We start from the raw sequence: 25,756 nt of genomic DNA, 5'->3' as shown, positions 1-25,756 counted from the left end.
ATTTGATACTCATCGTTTTTTTAGAATATATTTTTAGTCCTTCAATTTTTCACTTAAAAACACATACAAACGTGGCTTTTTAAAAACTCGGAATGATTTATAAACCTCAAATACTCCTTTTAAAAATTTTGATAAAGCAGAGGCTACTTCATAGACTCCAATAACCTGCATTAATAAAAGAATCACGTAAGTCACTCCACCTATGCTGAAGTTTAAATTAAGGTTCCAGGAACCTACAGAGTGGTCCATGATGAGGTTCACCAGTAAAAAAAGACCTAAACCCACAATAAACTGAACCGTGGAGATGAAAAAGGCTTCACCGGCTATTACCATAGATTTTTTCACCTTTTCATGCAGATCACTCAATGCCGCGATGTAGGTGAAGGTTAAAAGTGATAGTGTGGCTGAACTTAAAACAAAAACCTCAATGAGAACTAAAACCTCATCAGAATTGTGCAACTGGAGTTTACCAATAATCCATGGCACTAAAAAGATTATAACAAAAACAAAACTTAGATATGGGGTTATTAATGCGCTGATTTTGTAGATGAATCTTAAAATATTTTTCATATTCAATTTGGAATCTTTACAGATGATGGTAAAAACCTCTATGGAGTTTTAAATAATTTTCATATTTTAATTGGGCTCAATAATTCAATTATCACACACAGTTTCGCCTGTTAATTTTTTAGTTTTTGAATTTGGACTTATAAACCCGGTTTATTAAATACTGATTACGGGATTATATTCTTTCTAGAAAAGGTCATAAAAAGAATTTTTCCCAAATTCAACCCGTTTTGTACCCAAGTTTCATTTCCTCTTAAAATAATCCCGTATTTCACGCCTTTTTTCAGGAAACGCTTTTTGGGTTCAGTTGAATGATTTTTGCCATTATCTGACTATTTTTCATAATTATGCCTTATTTTATTCACTAATTAAAAATTGACGTTATCACACCACCACATCTGCCCGGCCATTATTATAACACCCTAAATTTTTTTCCTAAATAATTAATAGGATTGCATACAAACTTATTCTTGGCTGGTGAGAATGGTTGATGTAAAAATCTTAATTGTGGAAGATGAAAGCATAGAGGCCATGGATATTAAACGTGCTTTGGAGTCTTTTGGTTATTCAGTTCCATACATAGCTTCCAGTGGTGAGGAGGCTGTGGAAAAAGCCTTTAATATCATGCCTGATCTTATTTTGATGGATATTGTTTTAAAGGGAGAAAAAAACGGTATTGATGCAGCATCAAAGATTAAAGAATTAGACATACCAGTTGTCTTTTTAACTGCTCATTCTAAGGAATCTGTTGTAAAACAGGCCATGTTAACTGATGCATACGGCTACCTTTTAAAACCGTTCAATAAAACAGAACTCAAATTCACGGTTGAGCTGGCTCTTTACAAAAAAAAGATGGAAAAAGAGCTAAAACAAAGTGAAAAAAGGTTTAAAACACTTTACAATGAAGCACCCCTTCCATATCACTCTCTGGATGTAGATGGATATTTTTTAGAGGTTAACCAGTCCTGGCTTGATACCCTGGGTTATAATATGGATGAAGTTATTGGGAAACATTTTTCAGATTTCTTAGCACCAGATTACGTTGATCATTTTAAACAAAACTTTTCACGCTTTAAAGCTGCAGGTGAAATCCATGGGGTAGAATTTCAAATGAAACGTAAAGATGGTTCGTCTATCCCTGTCTCATTTGAAGGAAAAATAGGATATGATGTTCAAGGGAATTTTAAACAAACACACTGCATATTCCAGGACATAACCGAACGTAAAAAGACAGAGAAAGCTCTAAAGGAAAGTGAATTAAGCTACCGTTTTTTAACCGAACAGATGAATGATATTGTCTGGACCCTGAACATGGAACTACAGACCACCTATGTAAGCCCTTCAATCAAGAGGGTTCTGGGATTTACTCCCGAAGAAAGAATGAAACAGCAGGTAAATGAACAAGTAACTCCCAAATCAATGTTCCAGATTCAGGAGATCTTGAAAAATGAGTTGATGCTTGAAAAGCAGGGCCTGCCTGGCACTGACCGTACAATTAACATTGAATTGGAATATTACCATAAAGATGGTTCAACCCGTTGGTTGGAAAATGTTATAAGTGGTATCCGGGATGATGAAGGAAAGCTTTATGGATTTCACGGGGTTTCACGTGATATTACCATGCGTAAAAAGAATGAAATGGATTTCAGAAAACTTTATAATCGGAGTGAAGAAGCTCTGAGTCTTTCTAAAATGGCTTACTGGGAATACGATATTCCCAGCAACACCTTCACTTTCAATGAAAGGTTCTACAAACTGCATGGAATAGATTTAGATGATATTGGAGATTATAAGATGGGCGCGGATTTATTTGCCCAAAACTTTGTTCATCCTGATTTCCATGAACAACTGACCGATGCATTCCAGCAGGCCATAACATCATCTGACCCCTTCTTTCAAATCAAAGTTGAAGGAAAACTAATCCGATCCAATGGGGAAACTTTTTGGGTGAGAACCTGGTTCAGGGCTAAAAAAGATGAAAAAGGCCACACCAGGAAGCTTTATGGTGTTAACCAGGATATAACTGACATAAAAATGATTGAGGAAGCCCTGGAAGAAAGTGAAGAACGATATGCATTAACTATTTCTGCAGTTAACGACGGGCTCTGGGACTGGAACGTCCTGACTGGAAAGGCATACTTTAGTCCCATTTACTACCAGATGCTGGGCTACCATTATAAAGAGTTCCCAGGATCCTACGAATCCTTCAAATCCCTGGTCCATCCTGATGATATTGGCCAAGTGGAGCAAAAAATACAGGATCATATTGATAAAGGTGAAGGATACTCCCTTGAATTCCGCATGAAAACAAAGGATGGTAAATGGTGTTGGATACTCACCAGGGGAAAGGTGGTGGAATATGATAAAGAAGGCAAACCAAAGAGAATGGTTGGCACACACACCGATATCACCGACCTTAAACTTGCCGAAAAAACACTCGAAAACAGTGAAAAAAGATTTAGAATGCTATTTGAACAGAATAATGCAGTTATGCTCTTAATTGACCCAAAAACAGGGAAGATTGTTGATGCTAACCACGCAGCCAGTAAATTTTATGGTTATCATCTGAGTACGCTCCGATCCATGAATCTTGACCAAATTAATCAGTTACCTTCTGAAGAAATTCGCAAAGCCCGTGAAAGTGTAATTAAAGGAGGGGAATACTTTATATTCCCTCATAAACTTGCGGGTGGTGAAATACGTACTGTTGAAGTTTTTTCATCTCCGATGCAATATGGGGATAAGATTATGTTATTCTCAATCATTAATGACATTACAGAACAGAAAAAGGCTGAAGATGCCCTTAGAAAAAGGGAAGAAACATTCAGTTCCTTGATTTATAACTCCACGGATCTTATCCGTATACTGGATGAGGAAGGTCAAATCATCTTTGATTCTCCTTCTTCAGAACGTATTCTGGGATACTCTGAAGGATATTTCATTGGGAAAAATCCCATGGACTTCATACATCCTGATGATCAAGAAAGGGTTGCACATGATCTGGAGGAAGTATTTCAAAAGAGGAACCCTGGTATTCCAACTGAGTTTCGAATCCTGAAAGCAGATGGGGAATACCTTCCAGTTGAATCTGTCTCTAAGAATATGATGAATGTTCCGGGCATAGATGGGGTAGTGGTCACCACTCACCCCATCAAAGAACGTAAAGAGATGGAAGAAGCATTGCTTGATAGTGAAGAGAAGTATAGGGTCCTCTTTGAATCAGATCCTAATTACATGGTACTGGTAGGGTTAGATGGTGTAATTTTAGATGTTAATGATGCTACCCTCAATTTCTCAGGTCTATCTAAAGAAAACTTAATTGATGAGAAATTCACAGATCTGGGTCTTTTCCCTGAAGAAGATGCTAATTTACATATTGAAAATCTATCTCTGGCAATAAAAAAAGAGGATGTTCACGCCTTCCAGTGTAAGATCATTAACAAAACCGGTGGTTACAGTTGGATTGAATCACAGATGGTTCCATTGGAAAAAGAGGGGAAACTTACCTCTATTCTGGTGATTGCCACGGATATAACAGAAAGAAAGATTGCCACTGATCAGTTGAAATCTTCACTTATGGAAAAGGAGGTTTTACTTAAAGAGATCCACCATCGAGTGAAGAATAACATGCAAATTATTTCCAGTTTGCTTAATCTTCAAACTCACCATGTTCATGATGATAAGATAGCGGTGGATGTTTTAAAAGAAAGCCAGAACCGGGTTAAGTCCATGGCCATGATCCATGAAAAACTGTACCAGTCCAAGGATTTCACCAACATCCAATTTGATGATTACATCGAAAGATTGATTTCGGAGTTATTCTACTCCTATAACATTCGAAAAGACCGAGTTAAACCATCGATAGAGGTAGAAGAGGTTAGATTAAATATTGAGACTGCAGTGCCTTGCGGATTGATAATTAGCGAACTTGTCTCCAACTGTCTAAAACATGCCTTCCCTGAGGGGGAGGGAGAATTAAACCTGTCACTAAAAATTGTTGATGATAAATATGAGCTTATTATCAGTGATAACGGAATAGGATTTCCAAAAGAACTGAATTTTGAAAACACAGAATCATTAGGATTGCAACTGGTAAATAGTTTAGTTAAACAAATAGATGGTAATATCAAGCTTGATAAAAGTCATGGTACCAAATTTACTATAATATTTAAGGAGTTAGAGTACCAAGATAGGATTTAACCTCATAATACCAATTTTAATACTTTAAATTTACTCATTTATTGTCTTTATGTGAATTTTGTGGATACAACCTAGGTTAAAAGCAGGGTTATTACATCTACAGTTCATGTATCAAGATAAGTTTATCCTATAAAAACTAACGAACAACTATTAACCATTCATCCTCTTTTAATGGGGAGGTATCTCCAGGAACAGCGAGTTTCCCGCTACTTAAAACCCTGAGAAAAGGTTTCATGCCCGGTGGCACACCACCTTCAGCAGGTTGTGTTGAAGCATCAATGGCATCAAAAACACCACCTTTATCTAAAAAGTCCAGTATTTCATCCTGGTTGCGGCCGAAAAGTCCGAAGGGTGTGTTTATTAGCATGTCTGATCCTCCTTTGGCGAAAATAATTTCATCCTGCTTCTGCCGGTACCTGCCAAACACGATGATGCTCAAATATCCTAACTGACGTAGAAAAGTGTCTTGAACTATTTTCGTAAGGTCTGGATTGTCAGTGGCTATTATCAGCCATTCCACCCTATTTTTAAATTCATGAACCTCATCTATTATATCTTCATCTGCTAATTGAGCCATAGGTCCGGTATAGGTAACATATGGAATTTCAGATTTAATTTTTTCAATATTTTCCTCATCAGGGCCACCAGCATCACACCGCAGCCTGCTTTATGGAGTGAATTGGTTAAATTAGTTATCCATGGTTGATCACCTATCACTGCTAATGAATCCCTTCCTGGTTGGGAGATTTTTAATTTCCGGGCAATAATTGGTGCTGAAAGGCCATATATGGCCACAGTGAAAATTATTACCAGGAACACCATTGGCATCAGGTGTGGAAAATTAATACCTGCCTTTAGTAGGCTTATGGCAAATAAAGAAGCGGTTGCTGCAGCCACAATACCCCTGGGGGCCATTGCGCCAATGAAAATCCTTTGTGCCCAATCAAATCCTAAACCTCTGGTGGCAACCAGTCCCACCAGTGGTCGGACAATGAGAACATAAATCCCAACTAAAATCAGGGCAGAGAAGAAATACATGCCCATAGCATTTAAATCAACTAGGGCAGCCAACATTATAAATATCATTCCCAATATTAGGGGTTCTATGGTATCGGTGAATTCCTTAATACCTTTGACCGGGGCTAAACGTTGATTCCCTATTACTAAGCCCATGGTAACTGCGGCGAAAAGTCCTGCTTCTTGCAAGATTAATTCTCCACTAACTATGGCCACTACTCCAAACATGAAGGCCACTAACGCACTTAAATTGGGTGGAACTCTTCTGGATCTTTCAGAAGCAATGTATAATCCTGCTGCAACCAGTCCAATTACGATTCCCGTTATTATTGTAAGAAAAATATCCAGGACCGGGAATGGATTGGGGGAAATAATGAAACTTAAAACTGCAACCCCTAAACTGGCACCTATGGGATCTATAATAATACCCTCCCACATTAACACAGAACCCACGGGCTCCTTGGGACGGGCGAATTGAAGTATGGGCCCCACTACCGTTGGTCCGGAAACAACCAGGATGGAGGCAAGAAGAAGTGCCAGGATGAATGGGACCTTTAAAATTATTAAAATAGCCAGTGTGCCCAAAGTCAGTGTTATTAGCACTCCTATTGTAACTAAACGCCACACTGCCTTGTTTACATTGAGTTTAAGGTCCCGAATGCGTAACTCGAAACCTCCCTTCAGAAGAAGAATACCAACCCCCAGGGTGACAATTGGAAAAAGTGAGTCACCAAAAATTTCGAAGGGTTTTACCAGGCCTAAAACAGGACCTACTATCATACCTGCTGGTAGCAGTAAGATAATTCCTGGTATTTTAATAGCACGGGCTAACCATTGCAGAGAAATTCCTAATCCAATAATAAGACCCAGGCCAAGTAGAATTTGATCTCCGCTCATGGATACCAGTCCAGTAAATCAAACTTGAAATGTGTTGTACTATTATTAGGGTGTTTTTCTTAAAAAACGGATAAAAAATAACTAAAAAGTATTACTTTTTACCCAGTCCATTTATGATCAATCTGCGTATAATGTATGATCTGGAACGGTCCTCTTTCTTTGCCATCTGGTCAATTTTTTCGATGTACTCTGGCTCCAGGCGGATGTAAACACTCTTCTTCTTTGTCATGTATATCTTTACGACTCATTACGAATATATACTTTACTGATAAATGAGGGTTCTCAGTTGATTTAACCATTAAATGGGTTATCCGTAAACTAATGGTAATTAGTAGAATTCTAAAATTTGGGTATGTTAATTAATGGTAATTAAAGATTTAAGAGGCCAAAAAAAGATTTAAAAATATTGAAAGTTATGCTAATGGTTATTTCCTGATTTTGTTTAAGGTTTTAAAGAATCATAAAAGATTTTAAAACAAGGATTTGATAATCTTTATATCAATGAGATGGAGTAATGAAGTTTATTCAATGAGAGGATGTAATGAAGAAGATCAGCTTTTCAGATTTTAGTATAAGGGTTATACATTCAACCTTCAACACCCGTTTTTTCCTAGCCAAGGCCTGCCAGAAACTCCCCCCACTGGCATGGGTGGTGAATAGAATGCTCTTTGCAGGGGATGATATACAAGTGCTTCCCCGGGATGCTGCCACTAAAACCCACCATGCAGGAACTGTTCAGGAAGTGGAACTAAATACCACAGTTCCAGTTTCAAATGAAAATACAGTACTCCCCAGTCAGGTTTTAAGAGAGATGATCAAAAGGTCAAGATACCATTTCATAATGGATACTTGCATTTGCCGAACTTCCAATAACTGCCAGGATTACCCTCATGATATAGGGTGTTTGTTTCTAGGGAAAGGGTCCCAGAGAATATCAACCAAGCTGGGAAGAATAGTTTCAGCTACTGAAGCAATTCAACACGTAAACCGGGGGCAGGAAGCAGGTTTGGTGCCTATAATTGGCAGAAATAAGATCGACAGTGTATGGTTAAACACTGGCCCTAAAGAGGAGTTACTCTCCATCTGTCACTGTTGTCAGTGCTGCTGTCTGTGGAAAATGACCCCCAACCTACCAGCGGGTATGGGCAGTAGTTTCTCCCCAATGGAGGGTGTTGAAATAACCTTCAATGAGGACATCTGCAATGGCTGTGGGTTGTGTAGCAAGGAGGTGTGTTTTGTGGATGCAATCACTGTGGTGGGTGGAACTACCCAACGAGATGATCAAAAATGTAGAATATGTGGACGATGCGCTGAAATCTGTCCTAAAGGTGCGGTGAAGATTGAAATGCATGATGATGCTTTAAAACGTTCACTGGAAAGAGTGAAAACACTGGTTGATGTTGAATTAGAATAAAAATTGAATTAGAATAAAAATCAGATTTATGGCTACTGGTTATAAAATTTCTTCTTAATCTCAATATTTGTCCTTCATTAGACTATTTATATTAAACTATTGATATTTTTATCACTTATTTTCCCTGGTAAACCCGATCATGATGGTTATAATCCTGAAAAACCACCCTACCCTCATTTATCCCATAGATTAGCACAAAATCCCCCACATGCGTCCGTCGGGACCCGTGCAGGTCACCACTCAATGGCTTGTAGTGCAGAGGTTTTTCAGTGATCTGTTCCATCTTCCTTAGAACCTGTGCATATTGTTTCGGATTTTTCTGTGATAGTTTTTCAATCTCCTTCTGGAACTTATGCGAAATCATCATGTCTGTTTCACGGGATTCAGCCCAGAAATCCTTAAAAAGCAGTAAACATTCCCTCAAAGTGCTGCAATGGCCACGCTTAACTTTTTCCCGGATTTCATCCAGTTCAGCATGATATTCTAGGGAAATAACCTGATCTTTAGCATTAAATTCATTACCGATGATAATCCCCCCCCCCAAATTCATGCTCCAATATATTATCATTATTAAACCATTCTTTTTTAGAACATTTTTATAATTTTTTTACAATTCTTCTATTTTTAATAATCCTATTCTCCGGTATGTTTGGTTTTAGCCCATCTCCTCTCTTTACGGGTTAACATGTGAATGAAAGCAGCAAAGAAGAGGGGTATCAGATAAAGACAGTAGGCCCAGTACTCCACAGCCCTGACAAGTGTCCTTAGAATTCCCACTTTATCTCGCCGGATGCCCAGAAGAACCCCTGGGAAGAAGGCCACGGTAGATATTATCCCAATGATCACTGGTGCTTCCATTGCAAAGCGTACTATATTCCCTAAATTCAGTATAGCCACGATGTATCCTAGCATAACAAACACTGTAAACAGGAGGAAAACCAGGTACTGTATGGAGTCTATTTTTTTGTAGAGTGGTATTTTAGCGTCTATTATGGGGGCCAGGTACACGAACAATGTTTCAAGGTTCCCGGTGGCCCATCGTACCCTCTGCCGGAAGAAAGGCTTCCACTGGGGTACTGCTTCCTGCCAGACTACTGCCTCGGGACAGTAACGTATTTTATGACCATCCAGTATCAGTTTAATGCTCATATTCAGATCTTCGGTAACTGCAAAACCATCCCATCCCTCGATATCCTCCACGAACTTCTTCCGGGTTAACTGCCCATTACCACCCAGGAAACCGGATTTGCCCATGATATCCCGTGCCCTTAGAATAACGTTACCAAAAATAGAAAACTCAACCTCCTGCATCCTGGTAAGCAGGTTCCGGTCAGCGTTATACATGCGCACTCGGGCCTGTACTCCAGCCACGCCATCATCATCAAGGTAAGGAATGATTTTACTCAGAAAATTTGATTCTAAGCGGGCGTCTGCATCAAAAACAGCGATAACATCTCCGCGACATATTCTCACACCATCGTTAAGAACGTATCCTTTACCCCTACCAGCACGGGGTGGTTTACGGGTCACGATATGCAGAAAATCGAATTCCTTCTTGAGGGGACTTAAAACCTGACCAGTCTCATCAGAGGAGCCATCGTTAATCACAATGATCTCATAGTTACGCTTTCCATCTTTATTATAATCTAACTCCGCCAGGGAGCGAACGCAACGCTCGATGGTGAACTCTTCATTGTGTGCTGGGATAAGAATGCTGATAAAGGGCAGCTCCACACCTAAAGGAGGTGAAGGTTTCTTTAAACTCACGGTGACAATGAACAGGTTGTAGATGGCAGGGATGAATAAAAGGTACATGAGCCAGGTCATACTCCTGGTGGCCAGACTGTAAACAATCAATGAAAGAATAATGGCACTGATGAAGAATACTGCTGTCTTTTCAATAACCATCTCCCCTTCCTTAACACTGATCTTAAGATCCATCCTTTCTATCTTCTCAGTCTCTGATTTGTGTTGTTGAAGAGCAGTTTCCAGGGTGGTGTAAAGTTCATCAATCTGGTATGGTTTGGGCAGATAACCATAAGGAGTTGTTTTAAGGGCCCTTTCAACTGTAGAATCATCTGTGTAGGCACTGAGGTAAACCACTGGTATGTCCAAGTCTTGGATGTGTTCGGCAACATTGATACCATCCAGTTCTCCGCTGAGCACGATATCCATCAGTATCAGATCAGGGCGGAATAACTCAGCCTTTTGGATGGCCTCCTGGCCAGTGGTTACTGTATCCACCACCAAGTAGCCCATCTCCCCCAGCTGGGCTGCAAGGTCCATGGCGGTGATTATCTCATCTTCCACAATAAGTATCCGGGGACGTTCCTCCCATGAAACTTCCTCATCATGACTGGTCAAAGGCACCCCTTCACCCAGACCCCCATAACGGATTAATTCAACCTTATCCCGGTATTCCTGATGTTTCTGGATGGTGGTTTCCAGGGCCAGCTCCAGTTCTTTATCTGGATATGGTTTAATAATGTAACCGTATGGACTGGTAGCTTTAGCTCTTTGTAAAGTTTTATCATCAGAATAAGCTGTTAAGAAGACCACCGGGATGTCCAGGGAGCTTATTTTCTGCGCGGCCTGGATTCCATCCATCTCTCCCTGGAGTACAATATCCATCAACACCACATCAGGCCTTAACTCTGCCACGATGTCAACTGCATCCTCCCCACTGGAGACAATGGCCGGAACTGTAAAACCAATGTTAACTAGTTTTTGTTTAAGATCCATGGCAGTTATTTTTTCATCTTCCACGATGATTACCGATGTTGGTTCCATGTTGTTCCCCTCTACTGCCGGTAAAGTGGTTTAATATATTAAATAGAATAGTTTACAAATTCATGTTCTTTTTTTGATTTGAATTACCTTCTTTTTCAAGGTTTTATTTTCCTTTTCCAGGTTAACATCTCCAGAAAAACCATGATTTTTTTTTGTTTAGTTCATTATTATTATATTAAAATAGGAATAAAAATATTTTGAATAAAATTAGAGTTTATATTTCAATCTACACTCTTATCCTGCACTGAAACGCAGAATCGACACAATGCACTTGGTGTATTCTTCTGTTTATCCTTCACTGGACACAGGTAAACACCATCAACCAGTTGAAGGGTGAAACCACCTGGGAACCGGGTCCCGACTGGATGGATGGGCTCCTCCTTTACAAATGCAGTGTAGGTGCTGACCACCCTGGCAATGCGGTAGAAACATTTTTCATCAAGACTCTGGGAGTTTTGAATACTTTCATTTTGGATATTAAGGAAGTTTTTAAGCTTATCTGAATCCACGTAGCCAGAATAATGAGAACGGTCATCTTTTATATCCTTGATACGGACGAATAATGCCTTGGTGAATCTGGCAATAATATCCTCCCTTTCCCAGGTAGGCATGAACTTTACATCCTCTTTAAGGAAATTAGATCCCCTCATAATATCCTGAATATGAATGGACCTGGCTTCTTCTTTTAAAACTTTAAAAAGATCATCTTTACTTATGTCCTGGTTGAAATCCATTTCACTAAGTTTATTGACCATAAATTATCACCAGGGTATTTATTCTTTTATGGGGGTCTATATTTCCCTTATTTAGTTTATATCTCTCTTATGGGACCTATACTTCCGAGTATATCTCCACAAAAACTTTACATATCTGGTTCCTGTTGGGCAATGCAGAAACCGCAAACTGCCAGTGGATTGTTTTCATTATTTTCTTTAACTGGACAGTAATAGATATCTCTATCTTTCCGCACCTTCAAGCCACCTGGAAATGGTGTGCCCACAGGGTGAACTGGTTCTTCCAGTATAAATGTGGTGTAAAGGGACATGATCAGGTAGGGCTTAAATGATCGGTTATTTTTACCAAACTCGGCTTCCATTAATTGTTCCTGGTTTTCCAGAAGCTGGATGGATTCTGCCAACTCAACAACATCAACCTGTCCAGAGTAAGATGTTTTATCATTTTTAACATCCCTGTAACCCTTTAAATATCCTTCGGTGTACATTTTAATGTACTCTTTCTGATAATGGGGGTGAACATGTTCCATATTCTTCCGGAGGAAGCTGCAAGTTTTGATGAAATCATTTACATGCACCTGGTTGGCTTCACCCTTAAGTGCCTCCAGGAGATCATTTTTTGATATCTCCTGGGAAAAGTCCAGTTCTTTGATAATCATGGTTTCCAATGGAGTGTTTATCCTTTTTTTAGTACCCTGTCTCTCAATTTAACAAAAAAATCCATAAAAACCAGTTTATGGGCTAATCATGAGCATGGTACTTTTTAAGTATATTTTCTGCAGTTTTAGGTCCTATACCCTCAATTCGAAGCAGTTCCTCACGGGACACATAACGAAGGTCAGTTCCAAAGGCATCAACCAGTGCCCTTGCACGTCTGCGGCCCAGGCGTTTGATCCCCACAACCAGTGGGAGTAATTCATCCTTCACACCGTAGTAAAGTCTGGCAGTAAGGATTTCCATGGCATCCAGTCCGGTGTAGATGCCCAAAACCTGGCATATTTCCCGGTGGAACTTCACCAGTTGGGATGCTTCGTAGGCAGCTCTCCGGGTGGATGCAGCGTAGACATTGAATGCATTTTCAATCTCATACTCGCTTCGTTCATCCATCCACTCCATGAGGGTGGCGGCAGTGGCCTCATCATTACCCACATCCACCACAAACAAACCCGCCCTGTTCAACCGGTCCCGGACAGGCTCCCGGCTTTTACGACCCTTAAATGAGATGGGAATAAGGTCCGGTGTGCGGCATATTTCGTATACCAGGCGGGGCATATCAACTTCCCCACCAGAACGGGCGAATTCCTTAAGACGCACCGCAGTCTGCACTGTGTAGTTGCTCTTGGCAATTAACATGCCAAAGGCAGTGGCCCGCAATCCATCCGGAACAACCTGGATCATCCCGTGTTCTGTGAGAAACTCCAATGCCTCCTTAATCTGGAACTCGATAGTGTCAGAGGCAAATAATGATGAATATTCCGAGTGGCTCATCTGGAAGCCAGAAAATGTGCTCTGGAAGAATTCCAGGAGTTCATCCAGGTTTCGAGCCATTCCTGCAGCTACCTGAGATATGATCTGGCGATAAACAGCATCCCTGTTTTCCAGTAACTTGGAGTTAGTGGCTTCAATCTCCCCTTCGATGTACTGGTACTGGAGTTGCTCGGCTTCAGGTAAGGTTTTACCAATCAGATAGGAGTAACCCTCCTTATCATATCCAGGACGCCCGGCACGGCCAGACATCTGCAAATAATCAAAGACTGGTATGGGTTGGGGCCCCTGACTGGTCCAGCGAGTGTAATCTCTGATGACCACATTCTTGGAGGGGAGATTCACCCCGTACATCAGGCTGGGGGTGGCGGTGATCATTAAGAGGTTCCCGGCACGGAACTCCTCCTCAATGATCTCCTTCTGCCGGTCAAATAGACCTGCATGATGGAAGGCCATCCCGTTTTCAGCACACTCTGCCAGTTTCAGGCACACCTCGGTGGGTAGGGATCCTCGTCTACGGGGAACATCCAGGATCTTCTCAGCAACCCTCTTGAAATCCTTTCTCTTCTCGGCTGGAAGACTCTTTTTTATCTTACCGGACAGGTAATTGGCCAGTGATTCTGTGAAACGGCGGGTGGAAACAAAGACCAGGGCCTGGCTGGATTCGGCCATGGAATCCTTCAGGATACGCAAGATAACATCGTTCTTGTTTTTGGTACCGTACTCCTCGGTGTTGAGCACTTCCTTAAATAAAGGTACTGGACGGTAGTCATGTTCCACCACCCTGGCACCTAGCCAAGTGGAAAGTTCCTCCATGTTCTGGAGGGTAGCAGACAGGGCAATTAACCTCATCCCGGGGTTTAAAAGGCGGGAACGAGTTATGGCACATTCAATGGTAGGACCACGACTGTACTCCCCAATCATGTGGAACTCATCTACAATGAGAAGGTCCACCTCAGAGAGGGTGTTCCAGTTGAAACGGGTCAGGGCATCGTAGGATTCGAATACCATCACTGCCATATCTGATGAGGATGGATGCTTGCCCACTTTGATGCCGTGATCTTCAAAGTTTTTAAATTCCTTAACCTTTTCATTCTGAATGGATAAAAGTGGCACTGCATAAACCACTTTACCTCCATCGAGGATGGTGCGCAGGGCTGCCATCACTCCCAAGAGAGTTTTGCCACTGGCAGTGGGGATGGCGATGATGTAGTTTTCTTTCTCATCCAATAGCCCGGCATCCACCACTGCCTCCTGGGCAGGGTTAAGCTCCTTAATTTGGGGGTAAGACTCCTTTATTATCTTCCTGATGGTTGGATCCACTGATTCAAGACTCATAATTCCTCTAATTATAATTCAATTTTTTCTTTTCTGATTACTTCGATATCCATTATGCGAGTGGAAGGGTACTGTCCATTTTTATCCTTTTCCACACTTTTTACCATGTCCCATATGGTCAAAAGACCCACACTAACTCCGGTGATGGCTTCCATCTCCACCCCTGTCTTCCCGGTGCTGCGTACTTTCACTGTAACCTGGATGGATTCAGGGTTCACTTCAAATTCCACTTCCACACCACCGATGGGTATGGGATGACAGAGGGGTATCATCTGAGAAGTGGATTTAACTGCCTGGATGGCTGCTATCTGGGCAGTGGTAAGTACGTTACCCTTCTTCAGCTCCCCCTTTTCAATGAGCTGGATGGTTTCATTGTTTAATATTATTTTTCCCCGGGCAAGGGCAGTTCGTTTGATGACTGGTTTATCCCCCACTTCCACCATGTGCACCCCACTTTTGGTGAGATGCGTGAATTCCTTCTCATCCATATACATTACTCTCCAGTTTTATTCTTAATTGCCTTATTCTTAATTGGCATCCACTACTGCAGTATTTTTTTATTTATAGTTCATTACTTTAAGATTTTTATTTCGACTTTGATAGTTCACTTGATAGTTATAAATAACTTTAATTTTCTCTTTAACTTTTAATTCTCTTACTAAAATTATACTAAAGTTAGCATCTATAATTAATCGTGTGGATAGAGCTACTGACAAATAATAATTGAATTAGGGATATTTTCATAATCAATTGATTAGTATGGTATCTGCATTGTACTGTATTTCAGGGCCTGTTCCCTGGCAGCAGCCCCCATATCAATCATTAATGTTTCATTTTCCAGGATTTTATCCAGGGCACTGGCCAGTTCCCTTGGATTTGAGGGTTTAACCATTATTCCCACATCTTCATTCATCACTTCGCTGATCCCACCCACATTGGTGGCCACCACGGGCAGGCCACTGGCCATGGCCTCTAATATTGTGATGGGGAATCCTTCTGATATACTGGGCAGAACAAAAACATCAGCCGATGGCATAATTTCATCCACATCCCTACGTGCACTGGTGAAGATCACATCAGAGATCTTCTCATCACGGACTTTCATCTCCAGATCCTGACGGAGTGGACCATCACCCACAATTACCAGCTCCGCCCCGGTTTTCATTAACTTTTTAGCTTCTAAAAGATATTTAACACCTTTTTGAAAGACCAGATTACCCACGAAGAGCAGCACAGGTTTATCAGAACTTATCTTCACGTTGGGTGGAAGTTCCTTATTTTGGGGGTTGAATTTTTCCACATCAACGGCATTGGGTGTTATGTAAATTTTATCTGGATTTATACCCAGTTCCAGCACCTTTTCCTGGAGGTTCTGATTTACCACCAGCACATAATCCGCCCTTTTAAGAACAAACTTAATCAATCTTCTTAGAATTGGATTTTTAGCCTGTATTAATAAATCAGAGCCATGTGCAGTTACTGCAGTTTTTTTCCCCAGGAGAGATCCCACACATACTCCGATGAGTCCTGGTGGGAGGAGGAAGTGGGCGTGAATAAGATCGATGTTGAAACGGCGCACCATACCCATTAGCTTAAAAGTTGATGATATAAAGAAAAACAAACCCCTTAAACCCTTTATATTGGGCGTGAATGCAGTTTCCACCTTCACCCCATTAATACCTTCAACATCCCGGTGGGGATAGGTTAACACGTAAACTTCATCTCCTCTTTTTACAAGTTCCCTGGAGAGAAGGTATGTGTGAGATGAAACACCCCCAATATGGGGTGGGTATTGTCCTAATAAGCACACACGCATGATTTCACCATAGTTTTCGCCGTGAATTTATTCAGAATCAAATTAATAATCATTTATAAAATAATCTATTGACCATTGATAAAATAATCTATTTCCCTTTTCATACATCTATAGGTTCTTATGGAATCTATAAATACTTAAAAACATCCTTATTAGTAATAGGTTATTTTTTACAATAGGATTTTATTGTTGATATTTTTCAATTTTAACTGGATAACTATTTTAACCGGATAACTTATTTCAATTTAGATAATTAATTCATAAAACCAGTAACCCGGTGATGTTAATAGCAGGTTTTTGTAAAATAAGCCAAATTAAGGAGGATGATGGAGTTCAACCCGATGGTTACTGTTGAGTAATGTACCATCCATCTTTAGAATGAGTACTTCTGGCTTTAAATTGAACCTTTCATGGCAGCGCTCTTGAATGGCTAGGGCTATGGAGTTGAAAACCATTTCCAACATTCCTTCCCTTTCCAGGATTTCCATCATATCCTCGGTGGTGTTGGAGTGGTAGACTTCCTCCATTAAACTTCTGTTTCCACCCACCAGTCCGGTGTGTGTGGTTATGATCTCCCGACGACCATCTGCCAGGCGATGTTCAGTTTGGAAGATGCCACCGGCAATTTTAACCAGTTTACCTGCATGACCCAGAATAATCAAATGGGATATATCACTTTTTTTGGCCTCATCCAGCATGTAACCCACCAGGTTACTCATCTGGATGATCTGATCATCTTCCACATCCAGCAACTGCTTGGCCAGCTTCTCCCCAATATTCCCTGGTACAAAAACCAGCTTGTGGTAGCCTTCAGCCAGTGCCACATCCAACTGACATTTTTTGGCCATCTGGAAACTCTCCGAGTTCATGGAACGGGCAATACCGGTGGTTCCCAGTATGGAAATACCATCCACAATACCCAGACGGGGATTCATGGTCCTATGGGCAATCTCTCTACCCTGAGGTATGATAATTTTGACTATTGCACCCTTACCTGGTGGCAGTGCATCCTCCAGGTTGGACTTGATCATCTCCCTGGGGACTGGGTTTATGGCCGCTTCACCCACGGATAGTTGTAAGCCTGGTTTGGTTACCCGTCCCACTCCTTCTCCACCAGTGATTATGATGTCAGGTTTATTTTGAAGCTGGACTTCTGCCTGCACCTCTATATTGATGGTGACATCAGGGTCGTGGTAGGGCATTTTCACTACTGAAGCCCGTCCAGAATAATCATCAATTTTTTGAGAATTATCAACAGAAATATTCAGACATCCCAGGGGTGTTTTAATATTAACTGAGGAGACTTTTTCTTTTATTGATAGGAGTGCGGCTAAAGCTGCTGCAGTGGCTGCGCTTCCAGTGGTGATTCCATAATCATCACTATCAACTGGAAAAGAAACAGATGAGGGGGGTGATTGATTCCCCCTGCCAGGTTTAAAATTAGTTTTAGCGATATTCTGGTCTTTTTGACAGGAATGATCTTCTTCCATGGTAATTAATAAAATAATATTATTTCCCGGTTTTCTCTTCTTCTATGGCCTTTACCAGTTCTTCTTTAGCTGGAGCGCCCACAAAACGCACTACTCCATTTAAAGCAATGGCAGGCACTGCCATGAGTCCATATTCAACTGCTTTTTCCCGGTCAACCATGATGTCAATTTTTTCAACTTCTAGAACACCAGGCATGTCTTTTTCAACTTCGTTTACAACTTCAATAGCCATGGGACAGTAGGGACAGGAAGGAGATGTGAATACTTCTACTTTGACAACCATATTTTTCACCTCATTTTTTAAGACTTGAATGTAATCTTATATCTTTAAATTCTATGCTTATTTATTTAAATTCTTTTTTATGGAAATTGTATTTTTATAAATTTGGGATGAATTATTTTTTTGGGGAAAATTAAATATGTAAAATTTTTCCCAATGGACCCTGGTATATCATCGTATACTGTAATCCACTGAGCTTTCCACAGAGCCTTCATTGAGTAAACTTCCAATTCCCTTACCCAGAGCATAGGCAAAATTGGCAGAATAACCTTTAATAATATCGGATAATGTCTCAGTGGGGGTGATGGTAACTACATCGTAATTTCCCTGGATACCACCCAGTCTGGCCGCTGATTCAATTGCTTTTTCCCGGTCACCAGTTTCATCCACCAGTTTCAAATCTTTGGCCTGGGTTCCGGTGTATATTTTTCCTTCGGCAATAGTTCGCACATAGTTTACATCCAATTTACGATTCTCGGCCACCTGGTTAATGAAGTATTCATAATCCTGGTCCACCATTTCCTGTAACATTTCCGCTTCTTCAGGGGTTAAATTACGGTATGAAGCACCTATATCTTTATATTCCCCTGCTTTAATGGCGTACTGATTGACTCCGATCTTCTGGTAAAGTCCAGATAGATCGGTTAAACTGAGAATAACTCCAATACTACCCACAATGGATGATGGGCTGGCAACGATTTTATCCGCAGGTGAGGCAACCAAGTAAGCACCAGAAGCACCAATATCACTGATCCACACCACCACTGGTTTACTGGAGTTTTTAACGACGTTCATGATCTCTTCACTGGCCACTGGTGAACCACCAGGACTGTTAACATCCAGGACTATGGCACTGACAGAACTGTCTTCTTCAGCCTGTTTAATACCCTCAGTGACAGATTGGGGGGTTACAATTGAACTTCCCAAAATACTGGACTCTCCATATGCAATTTCACCCTGTACTGGTATGACTGCCACGGTGTTTCCAAAGCTAGTGCTACTGGTGACTTCCTCGTTTCCTAAGAGTGATAAAATAGCAATAAAAATAACTACAAGGATTAAAAATCCCCCTCCCACAATACCTAAAATCAGCTGAGTATTCTTATCCATTTTTATTACCCATTTTTCGTTGATTATTATTTTTTAAATCTAAAGTTATATTATTAATTCTTTTCTATTTTTTATTCTTCCCATCGATGTATTTATTAGTCTTTTTATTTCTATGTATATAAAATAGTGCAATACTCGATAGAGTTGCTCTTGCAGGTGATAATTTGAAAGCAATTGTCCGATCCCCCGGGTCAGCTACTGTAATTAATGCTATATCAACGGGTTGCGGATCTGCGTTTGGTATAAAGCTTTATGTGACTGCAGAAGCCAGTTTAAAATCATCAAAAAGAACATTTAAAGCAGATAGGGATGTTGCCACCACGCTCATGGAGATCTGTGTAGACAAAGTGCTGGAAAAATTCAATGTAGAGACAGGAATCAATATAAAGACCAGTTCCACTCTACCGGTGGCTTCTGGACTTTCCAGTAGCAGTGCCACCTCCAATGCTGTGGTGCTGGCCACATACTATGCTCTGGTGAATGATGGCCTAATTCCAGATGGTAGCTTAAATGATTCAGATATACTTAACTTGGCCATTGATGCTTCATTGGAGGCTGGTGTTACCATCACTGGTGCATTTGATGATGCCAGTGCCTCCTTTTTTGGGGGTCTTACCATCACTCACAATCCACGGAGAGAGATCTTCCACCAGGGCCCCCTGGAGGAGCAAAATATATTAATATACATGCCCAATAGAAAGTCACCTACTGCCCAATCTGATGTAGGTAGGATGAAACTTCTGGCCCCCTGGGTAAAAATTGCATTCCAGGAAGCACTCAAGGGCAACGTATATGAAGCTCTGACCTTAAACGGAATTTTATATAGCGCCGCACTTAGTTTTGATGCTGGAATTGCTTTGGATGCCTTAAATTCCGGTGCATTGGCCGCAGGTCTTTCAGGAACTGGTCCCTCATTTGTAGCCATCGTTCCTGAAAAGAATATAAGCGATGTTCAGGAAGCATGGACTTCGTATCCTGGAAGAGTTATATTAACTCAGGTGGACAACGTGGGAACCAAGGTGGTTGACCATGGATAGGGCAGAAGCGTTACAACTCTTGGAAAGCTCTCGGAAGAAAATAGATATACTGGATGAGGAAATAATAAAGCTCATTAAAGAGCGAACTTCCCTGGCAACTGATATTTACCAGGCCAAAATAGTTCTGGGAATGGAAATTCATGATCCAGAAAGGGAAGAATTTATCCACCATAAGATCCGAGAAATAGCTAAAGAGCAGGAAATAGATAAAGACAGTCTCACCCAGATCACTATGATACTGACGGATTTGAGCAAAAAAGAACAACAGAAAATTCAAGGAGGTAAAAAGCATGGGTAACATTAGAACATCATTCGTTAAAAGAACAGCCAAAGAGCTGATTGAAACTTATCCCGGTAAATTCACCACAGATTTCGATGAAAATAAGAAGTTAGTGCAGGAATTCTCCACTGTAAGTACCAAACATCTGCGAAACAAAATCGCAGGTTACGTAACTCGATTGGTTAAAAATAATTACTTCTAAGGTTGGTTGCTATGGGAATAATAGTGGCCAAGTTTGGAGGAACATCCATCGGAGATGGGAAAAGGATCAAAAAAGCAGCCCGTGCAGTGGTTAAAGAGTACATGCAGGGTCAGAAAGTGGTGGTGGTTGTTTCAGCCATCAACAAGACCACCGATGACATTCTGGAAATTGTAAATAAATCCATAGGAGATGCCATAACCGAGAAACAAATGGCAGATATAATCTCCATGGGAGAAATCACCAGTGTAAGGGTATTCTCATCTACCATAGAATCCCTGGGTGTCAAATCAGAATATTTAGATCCTCATATGGAACTTTGGCCAGTTATAACTGACAGCAACTATTTAAATGCTAAAATTGACTTTGCAGAGACAGAGATCCGATCCCGGGAGATATTAAAACTCCTGGATCAGGGAGTGATCCCTGTTATCTGTGGTTTCTTGGGAAAAGATTTAGAAGGTAACATCACCACCCTGGGAAGGGGTGGGAGTGATATAACCGCTTTTCTTATGGGTCACTGCCTCCAGGCAGAAGAGGTGGTAATTGTCACTGATGTAGGTGGAGTGATGTCCACTGATCCCAATAAATTACAGTCCGCCAAGAAACTGGACAAGATCAGTGTGGAAGAAATGAGGGATCTGGCAACCCACGGAGCCCAGGTACTGCATCCTCATGCACTGCGATACAAAGACCCTAAAATAAACGCCAAAATCATAGGATTTGAACACGGTGACCTTTCAGCACCAGGAACAGAGATAATGGGTCCCTCCAAGGATAAAATGTTAAGATCAACCACCCTTAACAATGAACCCATCTCAGTCATTGCGGTGGTTGGTGAAGAGATCCTGACTAAAGTTGGAATCCTGGCTGAACTCACCAAAACCCTGCAGGATAATAATATCAATATTTACGGTATATCCACCGGTCAAAACTCAATAACCCTTTTCATTGATAAATCAGTGGCTGATTCTGCTCATGAAATCCTTCATGAGGTGGTGGTGAAAAACCCGGATATGAGTTCCCTGTCCCTGGGTAGGGAGATCGCCATGATCACCGTTAACAGCCAGGACTTCATTGACACACCGGGTATTATTACCAAAATCACCGCACCTTTACGTCAGAATAAAATAAACATAGTGGAAATTTCATCAAGTCAAACTTCAGTGGTTATATTTGTGGACTGGAATGATGGTAAGAGAGCTTATGAAATGGTAAGGAGAGTCTTGGAATGAAATTGGAAGGTACCACAGTTGCTATGGTAACCCCCTTCACCCGTGAAGACACGGTAGATGAAGAGGGAATGCGGGAGAACATGAATTATCTCCTAGAGAGAGGTGTAAATGGCCTACTGGCCGCCGGAACCACCGGTGAGTCTGCCACCATAACTCACCAGGAACAGAAGAAAATGATGGAGATCCTGGTGGATGAGGTGAAGGGCAAGGTGGCTGCAGTGGCTGGCGCAGGTAGCAACTCCTCCAAAGAAGCACTCGACCTGGTTAAATACGCAGAAGATATCGGTGCAGACTACGCACTGGTGATAACACCTTACTATAACAAACCCCAACAACACGGACTTTATGAACACTATAAAATGTTATCGGACTCAGTGAACATTCCCATTATAGTTTACAATGTCCCCTCCCGTACCGGAACTGATATTGATGTGGAAACCATTGGACGTGTTGCCCAGCTCGATAACATTGTAGCTATTAAAGAAGCAAACCCCGATCTGGACAAGGTCTCCCAGACTATTCATACACTTAAAAATCTGGGACAGGATGATTTCATGGTCTTGTCTGGCAATGACAACCTCACCCTTCCCATGATCTGTCAGGGATGTAAAGGAGTCATCAGTGTGGTGGGTAATGTAGACCCGGCACGCATGAGTGAAATGGTGAAAAAAGCCCTGGAAGGAGACTTTAAAGGAGCTCAGGATCTTCATTATGAGTTATACGACTTAATGAAGGTTCTCTTTGTTGAGTCCAATCCAGTGCCAGCCAAGGGAGCACTTAACATGATGGGTAGGCCTGCTGGTCATGTGCGCATGCCTCTGGCTCCATTAAAAGATGAAAGCCAGGAGAAACTTAAGAAGGTACTCCTGGATCTGCAGTTGATCTAACTTTAAAAGCTTTTTTTTTAAGCCTATTAACTGCCTGGATCCAGGGCAATTGGATTTTTAAGACAATACTTTATTTTTTTCTTATTTATTTTTTTAAGGATTACACAATCTTTAGGAGATGATATATTATGATAGATGTGGCAGTAACTGGTGCCGGTGGAAGAATGGGGTCCATGATCATCAACACCATCCTCGAGCAGGATGACATGCAGGTGGTGGCAGCCATAGAAGCTCCTAACACACCCCTGGAAGGGCGTGATGTAGGTGAAGTTATGGGAATTGGACCCATTAACGTACCCATAGTGGGGGCAGAAAAACTTAGCAGTACACTGAATGTAAAAAAACCAGACGTACTGGTGGATTTCACTATTGCCGTGGCAGCAGTAGGTACCATAAAAACAACAGCTGAATCAGGTGTTAATCTGGTGGTGGGTACAACTGGTTTCACAGAAGAACAGATGAAATCTAACCAGTCCGCTATAGAAAATAATCAGGTAGGGGCGGTTATATCCCCTAACATGGCAGTGGGAGTAAACGTCTTCTTTAAGGTGGTGGAAGAACTGGCTGCCATACTCACAGATTACGATGTGGAGATCATCGAAGCACACCACAAACATAAAAAAGACGCACCATCCGGAACTGCAGTGAAGGCCGCAGAACTCATAGCAGGAGTCCTAAACCGTAACCTGGATGAAGTGGGCGTTTATGGCCGGGAAGGGATGGTGGGTGAGCGAACACCTGAAGAAATCGGAATCCACGCAGTTCGCGGTGGAGACATAGTGGGAGACCACACAGTTCTATTCGCCGGAGATGGAGAAAGACTGGAAATCGTACACCGTGCAGGCACCAGGCAGGCATTTGTCAATGGTGTGATCAAGGCCATCCGCTATGTGGTGACAGCTGAAAAGGGTAAGATAAGTAATATGGATGATGTTCTGGGATTATGAACAGTATTCCATTCATTAATGAACAGATTATTGAATCAAAGAAGTGATAGTATTATATAGAGTTGATGGATAGTAATTAATAAACAGTATATTAAAAGGTTTAAAAGGTGGTTATATGGTAAATGTAGGTATTTTAGGAGCAACAGGAATGGTGGGGCAGCGTTTTATACAACTTCTCGAGGATCATCCTAAATTCGAGATAACAGCCCTCACGGCTTCCCAGCGTTCTGCAGGAAAAAAATATCAGGATGCAGTGACCTGGCACATGGACAGTCCCATCCCCGAGGCAGTGCGAGATGCTGTGGTGGTGGACACCGACCCCAGCCAGGTGAAGGATGTGGAGATAGTCTTCTCAGCACTACCTGCAGAAAATGCAGCAATAGTTGAGCCCAAATTCGCCGAAGCAGGCATGAAAGTGGCCTCAAATGCCAGTGCCATGCGCATGGAACCAGATGTACCCCTGGTCATACCAGAGGTAAACCCAGAACACCTGGATCTGATTGAAATTCAGCAGAAAAACAGGGGATGGGATGGATTCATTGTCACCAACCCCAACTGTTCCACCATAGCCCTGGTACTTACCCTGAAACCCATATACGACCAGTACGACATCAACCGTGTATACGTGTCCACCATGCAGGCTGTTTCTGGGGCAGGCTACAATGGAGTTCCCTCAATGGCCATGCTGGACAACCTGGTACCCTTCATTGGGGGGGAAGAGGAAAAAATGGAAGCAGAAACATTGCACCTTCTGGGTGATTTTGATGGTGAGAATGTGGAACCAGCTACATTTGGAGTCAGCACCTCCTGCCATCGAGTACCAGTGGTGGATGGTCACACTGAAGCAGTTTTTATGGAGATGGATGAAGAATTCAACCTGGAAGATATTAAAAAATCTCTGCAAACTTTCCAGGCGCTTCCCCAGAAACTGAATCTTTACTCGGCTCCTGAAAATCCGGTTATTGTCAGGGAAGAGGAAAACAGACCCCAACCACGCATGGACCGTATGATGGGGAAAGGAATGGCAGTTACTGTGGGAAGACTCAGGCAGGATGCAACATTCCCCCAAAGCCTGAAATACGTCCTTTTGGGCCACAACACTGTTAGGGGTGCTGCTGGAGCATCTATACTAAATGCAGAACTTATTTCGGAGATAATGTAGGATTTTTACTACATTAACTCTTTATTTTTGATTAAGGAATTTATTATAAGTATATTTTTATCTTCTGAGATCTGTTTTAATAATTGATTTGCCATTACACTACATTCCTCCTATCTCTTGCTAGTATCAAGGGAGTTCAACTATATTATTTTCTGTTCAAACCAAAAAGTAATATTATACTAACATTATAAATTATGACAAATATAATTAATGTGTAGGAGGTTAATAACTTATGAAATTATCAAAAAAAATGTTGGGGTTAATTGTTCTTGTTTGTTTTGTTGTTGTCATATCTGGATGTACTTCAAATAATAACACATCAACTAATAACAGTTCCAGTTCAAACACGTCTGCTTCTAACGCATCTTCTAATGCGTCCGCTTCTAATGATGTCAGTGTTGTTGTAAATTATCCTGGTAGCTGGGCTGCTGATGTAAGTGGTACCTTTGGATATCGTGCGCTATCGGGTACTGGGGATCAAACAACTAATTTAGGTGCCGTATCCGGTTCTGTCACAATTTCTGCCCGAAAAACAGAGGGTGGCTCTGGTACTCTAACCACTTCTATAATGAAAGGCGGGAAAAATCTGGGCACAGCAAGCACTACAGCCCCATGGGGAGGAGCTTCTACAACTGCCATTATTTAACCCCTCTTTTTTTATCTTTTTTCATAGTGCCATAAATTCTTGGAAATACTAGTTCCTGTTTTAAATTAATTAACACCCTTTATTTGGTGCTGGGTTAGATTTTTAAATTCTTTGTTTATCTGTAAAAAGTGGCTTTGCCTGATAATAAGAATATTCTTTTTTTGGGGATTAGTATTAGAATACTAGTTCAATCTCAAAGCTTAAAAGGAGATTGGTGCATAAATA

General features: G+C 41.3%; 24 protein-coding genes. 10 read left to right on the top strand and 14 right to left on the bottom strand.

Going from position 1 to position 25,756, the window contains the following annotated elements; all coding sequences use genetic code 11:
• Window positions 1-33: 33 nt before the first annotated feature.
• A complete protein-coding gene (locus HY987_RS12465; RefSeq protein ID WP_292759451.1) occupies window positions 34-570 on the bottom strand; it encodes a hypothetical protein in 537 nt (178 codons plus the stop codon).
• Between the two features lie 480 nt (window positions 571-1,050).
• On the opposite strand from HY987_RS12465, the gene HY987_RS12460 reads away from it, so the two are divergent.
• The gene (locus HY987_RS12460; RefSeq protein WP_292759289.1) at window positions 1,051-4,767 is read left to right on the top strand and encodes a PAS domain S-box protein; all 3,717 of its coding nucleotides are present in this window, start codon (window positions 1,051-1,053) and stop codon (window positions 4,765-4,767) included.
• 136 nt (window positions 4,768-4,903) lie between these two features.
• Here HY987_RS12460 and HY987_RS12455 read toward each other — a convergent pair whose 3' ends face one another.
• The 3 genes from HY987_RS12455 to HY987_RS12445 all read right to left on the bottom strand — a co-directional run bounded on the left by HY987_RS12455 (window position 4,904) and on the right by HY987_RS12445 (window position 6,910).
• The gene (locus tag HY987_RS12455; protein ID WP_292759286.1) at window positions 4,904-5,344 is read right to left on the bottom strand and encodes a hypothetical protein; all 441 of its coding nucleotides are present in this window, start codon (window positions 5,342-5,344) and stop codon (window positions 4,904-4,906) included.
• A complete protein-coding gene (locus HY987_RS12450) occupies window positions 5,332-6,681 on the bottom strand; it encodes a cation:proton antiporter (protein WP_292759283.1) in 1,350 nt (449 codons plus the stop codon). The genes HY987_RS12455 and HY987_RS12450 overlap by 13 nt, the downstream gene beginning before the upstream one ends.
• 91 nt (window positions 6,682-6,772) lie before the next feature.
• Window positions 6,773-6,910 (bottom strand): CopG family ribbon-helix-helix protein, encoded by a 138-nt coding sequence (locus HY987_RS12445; protein WP_292759280.1) that lies wholly within the window; start codon window positions 6,908-6,910, stop codon window positions 6,773-6,775.
• 312 nt (window positions 6,911-7,222) lie between these two features.
• Between HY987_RS12445 and HY987_RS12440 the strand changes: the two genes are divergently transcribed.
• Window positions 7,223-8,095 carry a 4Fe-4S binding protein gene (locus HY987_RS12440; protein WP_292759277.1) on the top strand — a complete coding sequence of 291 codons (873 nt, stop codon included), beginning with the start codon at window positions 7,223-7,225 and terminating at the stop codon, window positions 8,093-8,095.
• A gap of 115 nt (window positions 8,096-8,210) precedes the next feature.
• Here HY987_RS12440 and HY987_RS12435 read toward each other — a convergent pair whose 3' ends face one another.
• The 10 genes from HY987_RS12435 to sppA all read right to left on the bottom strand — a co-directional run bounded on the left by HY987_RS12435 (window position 8,211) and on the right by sppA (window position 19,138).
• Window positions 8,211-8,639 (bottom strand): type II toxin-antitoxin system RelE/ParE family toxin, encoded by a 429-nt coding sequence (locus HY987_RS12435; protein WP_292759274.1) that lies wholly within the window; start codon window positions 8,637-8,639, stop codon window positions 8,211-8,213.
• An 89-nt stretch (window positions 8,640-8,728) separates the two neighbouring features.
• Window positions 8,729-10,885 (bottom strand): response regulator, encoded by a 2,157-nt coding sequence (locus tag HY987_RS12430; protein WP_292759271.1) that lies wholly within the window; start codon window positions 10,883-10,885, stop codon window positions 8,729-8,731.
• Between the two features lie 221 nt (window positions 10,886-11,106).
• The gene (locus HY987_RS12425; RefSeq protein WP_292759268.1) at window positions 11,107-11,640 is read right to left on the bottom strand and encodes a DUF2115 domain-containing protein; all 534 of its coding nucleotides are present in this window, start codon (window positions 11,638-11,640) and stop codon (window positions 11,107-11,109) included.
• Window positions 11,641-11,747: 107 nt separating this feature from the next.
• Window positions 11,748-12,278 carry a DUF2115 domain-containing protein gene (locus tag HY987_RS12420; RefSeq protein ID WP_292759447.1) on the bottom strand — a complete coding sequence of 177 codons (531 nt, stop codon included), beginning with the start codon at window positions 12,276-12,278 and terminating at the stop codon, window positions 11,748-11,750.
• Between the two features lie 82 nt (window positions 12,279-12,360).
• Window positions 12,361-14,442: a DEAD/DEAH box helicase gene (locus HY987_RS12415; RefSeq protein WP_292759265.1), complete on the bottom strand. Its 2,082-nt coding sequence runs from the start codon at window positions 14,440-14,442 to the stop codon at window positions 12,361-12,363.
• An 11-nt stretch (window positions 14,443-14,453) separates the two neighbouring features.
• On the bottom strand, window positions 14,454-14,930 hold the full coding sequence (gene moaC, locus HY987_RS12410) for a cyclic pyranopterin monophosphate synthase MoaC (RefSeq protein ID WP_292759262.1): 477 nt from the start codon (window positions 14,928-14,930) through the stop codon (window positions 14,454-14,456).
• A 266-nt stretch (window positions 14,931-15,196) separates the two neighbouring features.
• Window positions 15,197-16,258, bottom strand: coding sequence for a glycosyltransferase (locus tag HY987_RS12405; RefSeq protein ID WP_292759259.1), 1,062 nt, complete (start codon window positions 16,256-16,258; stop codon window positions 15,197-15,199).
• 314 nt (window positions 16,259-16,572) lie between these two features.
• Window positions 16,573-17,748 (bottom strand): cobalt-precorrin-5B (C(1))-methyltransferase CbiD, encoded by a 1,176-nt coding sequence (gene cbiD, locus HY987_RS12400; protein ID WP_292759256.1) that lies wholly within the window; start codon window positions 17,746-17,748, stop codon window positions 16,573-16,575.
• Window positions 17,749-17,767: 19 nt separating this feature from the next.
• On the bottom strand, window positions 17,768-18,061 hold the full coding sequence (locus HY987_RS12395; protein WP_292759445.1) for an MJ0307 family thioredoxin: 294 nt from the start codon (window positions 18,059-18,061) through the stop codon (window positions 17,768-17,770).
• Window positions 18,062-18,199: 138 nt separating this feature from the next.
• The gene (gene sppA, locus HY987_RS12390) at window positions 18,200-19,138 is read right to left on the bottom strand and encodes a signal peptide peptidase SppA (protein WP_292759253.1); all 939 of its coding nucleotides are present in this window, start codon (window positions 19,136-19,138) and stop codon (window positions 18,200-18,202) included.
• Window positions 19,139-19,302: 164 nt separating this feature from the next.
• Here sppA and HY987_RS12385 point away from each other — a divergent pair, with 164 nt between their 5' ends.
• The 8 genes from HY987_RS12385 (at window position 19,303) to HY987_RS12350 (ending at window position 25,531) form a co-directional block, all read left to right on the top strand.
• Window positions 19,303-20,175, top strand: a complete 873-nt coding sequence (locus HY987_RS12385) for a shikimate kinase (RefSeq protein WP_292759251.1) — start codon at window positions 19,303-19,305, stop codon at window positions 20,173-20,175.
• On the top strand, window positions 20,168-20,473 hold the full coding sequence (locus HY987_RS12380; protein ID WP_292759248.1) for a chorismate mutase: 306 nt from the start codon (window positions 20,168-20,170) through the stop codon (window positions 20,471-20,473). The genes HY987_RS12385 and HY987_RS12380 overlap by 8 nt, the downstream gene beginning before the upstream one ends.
• Complete coding sequence (locus tag HY987_RS12375) at window positions 20,466-20,657, top strand: 30S ribosomal protein S17e (protein ID WP_004031810.1); 192 nt, start codon at window positions 20,466-20,468, stop codon at window positions 20,655-20,657. Before HY987_RS12380 ends, HY987_RS12375 begins: the two co-directional genes overlap by 8 nt.
• Window positions 20,658-20,668: 11 nt before the next feature.
• Window positions 20,669-21,889 (top strand): aspartate kinase, encoded by a 1,221-nt coding sequence (locus HY987_RS12370; RefSeq protein WP_292759246.1) that lies wholly within the window; start codon window positions 20,669-20,671, stop codon window positions 21,887-21,889.
• Window positions 21,886-22,776 carry a 4-hydroxy-tetrahydrodipicolinate synthase gene (dapA, locus tag HY987_RS12365; protein WP_292759244.1) on the top strand — a complete coding sequence of 297 codons (891 nt, stop codon included), beginning with the start codon at window positions 21,886-21,888 and terminating at the stop codon, window positions 22,774-22,776. The genes HY987_RS12370 and dapA overlap by 4 nt, the downstream gene beginning before the upstream one ends.
• 128 nt (window positions 22,777-22,904) lie before the next feature.
• Window positions 22,905-23,723: a 4-hydroxy-tetrahydrodipicolinate reductase gene (gene dapB / locus HY987_RS12360; protein WP_292759241.1), complete on the top strand. Its 819-nt coding sequence runs from the start codon at window positions 22,905-22,907 to the stop codon at window positions 23,721-23,723.
• Window positions 23,724-23,838: 115 nt separating this feature from the next.
• Entirely contained in the window at window positions 23,839-24,885 is a 1,047-nt protein-coding gene (gene asd, locus HY987_RS12355; RefSeq protein ID WP_292759238.1) for an aspartate-semialdehyde dehydrogenase, read from the top strand.
• Window positions 24,886-25,117: 232 nt separating this feature from the next.
• Window positions 25,118-25,531: a hypothetical protein gene (locus HY987_RS12350; RefSeq protein ID WP_292759236.1), complete on the top strand. Its 414-nt coding sequence runs from the start codon at window positions 25,118-25,120 to the stop codon at window positions 25,529-25,531.
• The last annotated feature ends 225 nt before the right edge of the window (window positions 25,532-25,756 follow it).

Origin of the sequence: Methanobacterium sp. (genome assembly GCF_016217785.1) — an archaeon.
Lineage (GTDB): Archaea > Methanobacteriota > Methanobacteria > Methanobacteriales > Methanobacteriaceae > Methanobacterium.
This window is presented reverse-complemented; position numbering and strand designations above follow the sequence as displayed.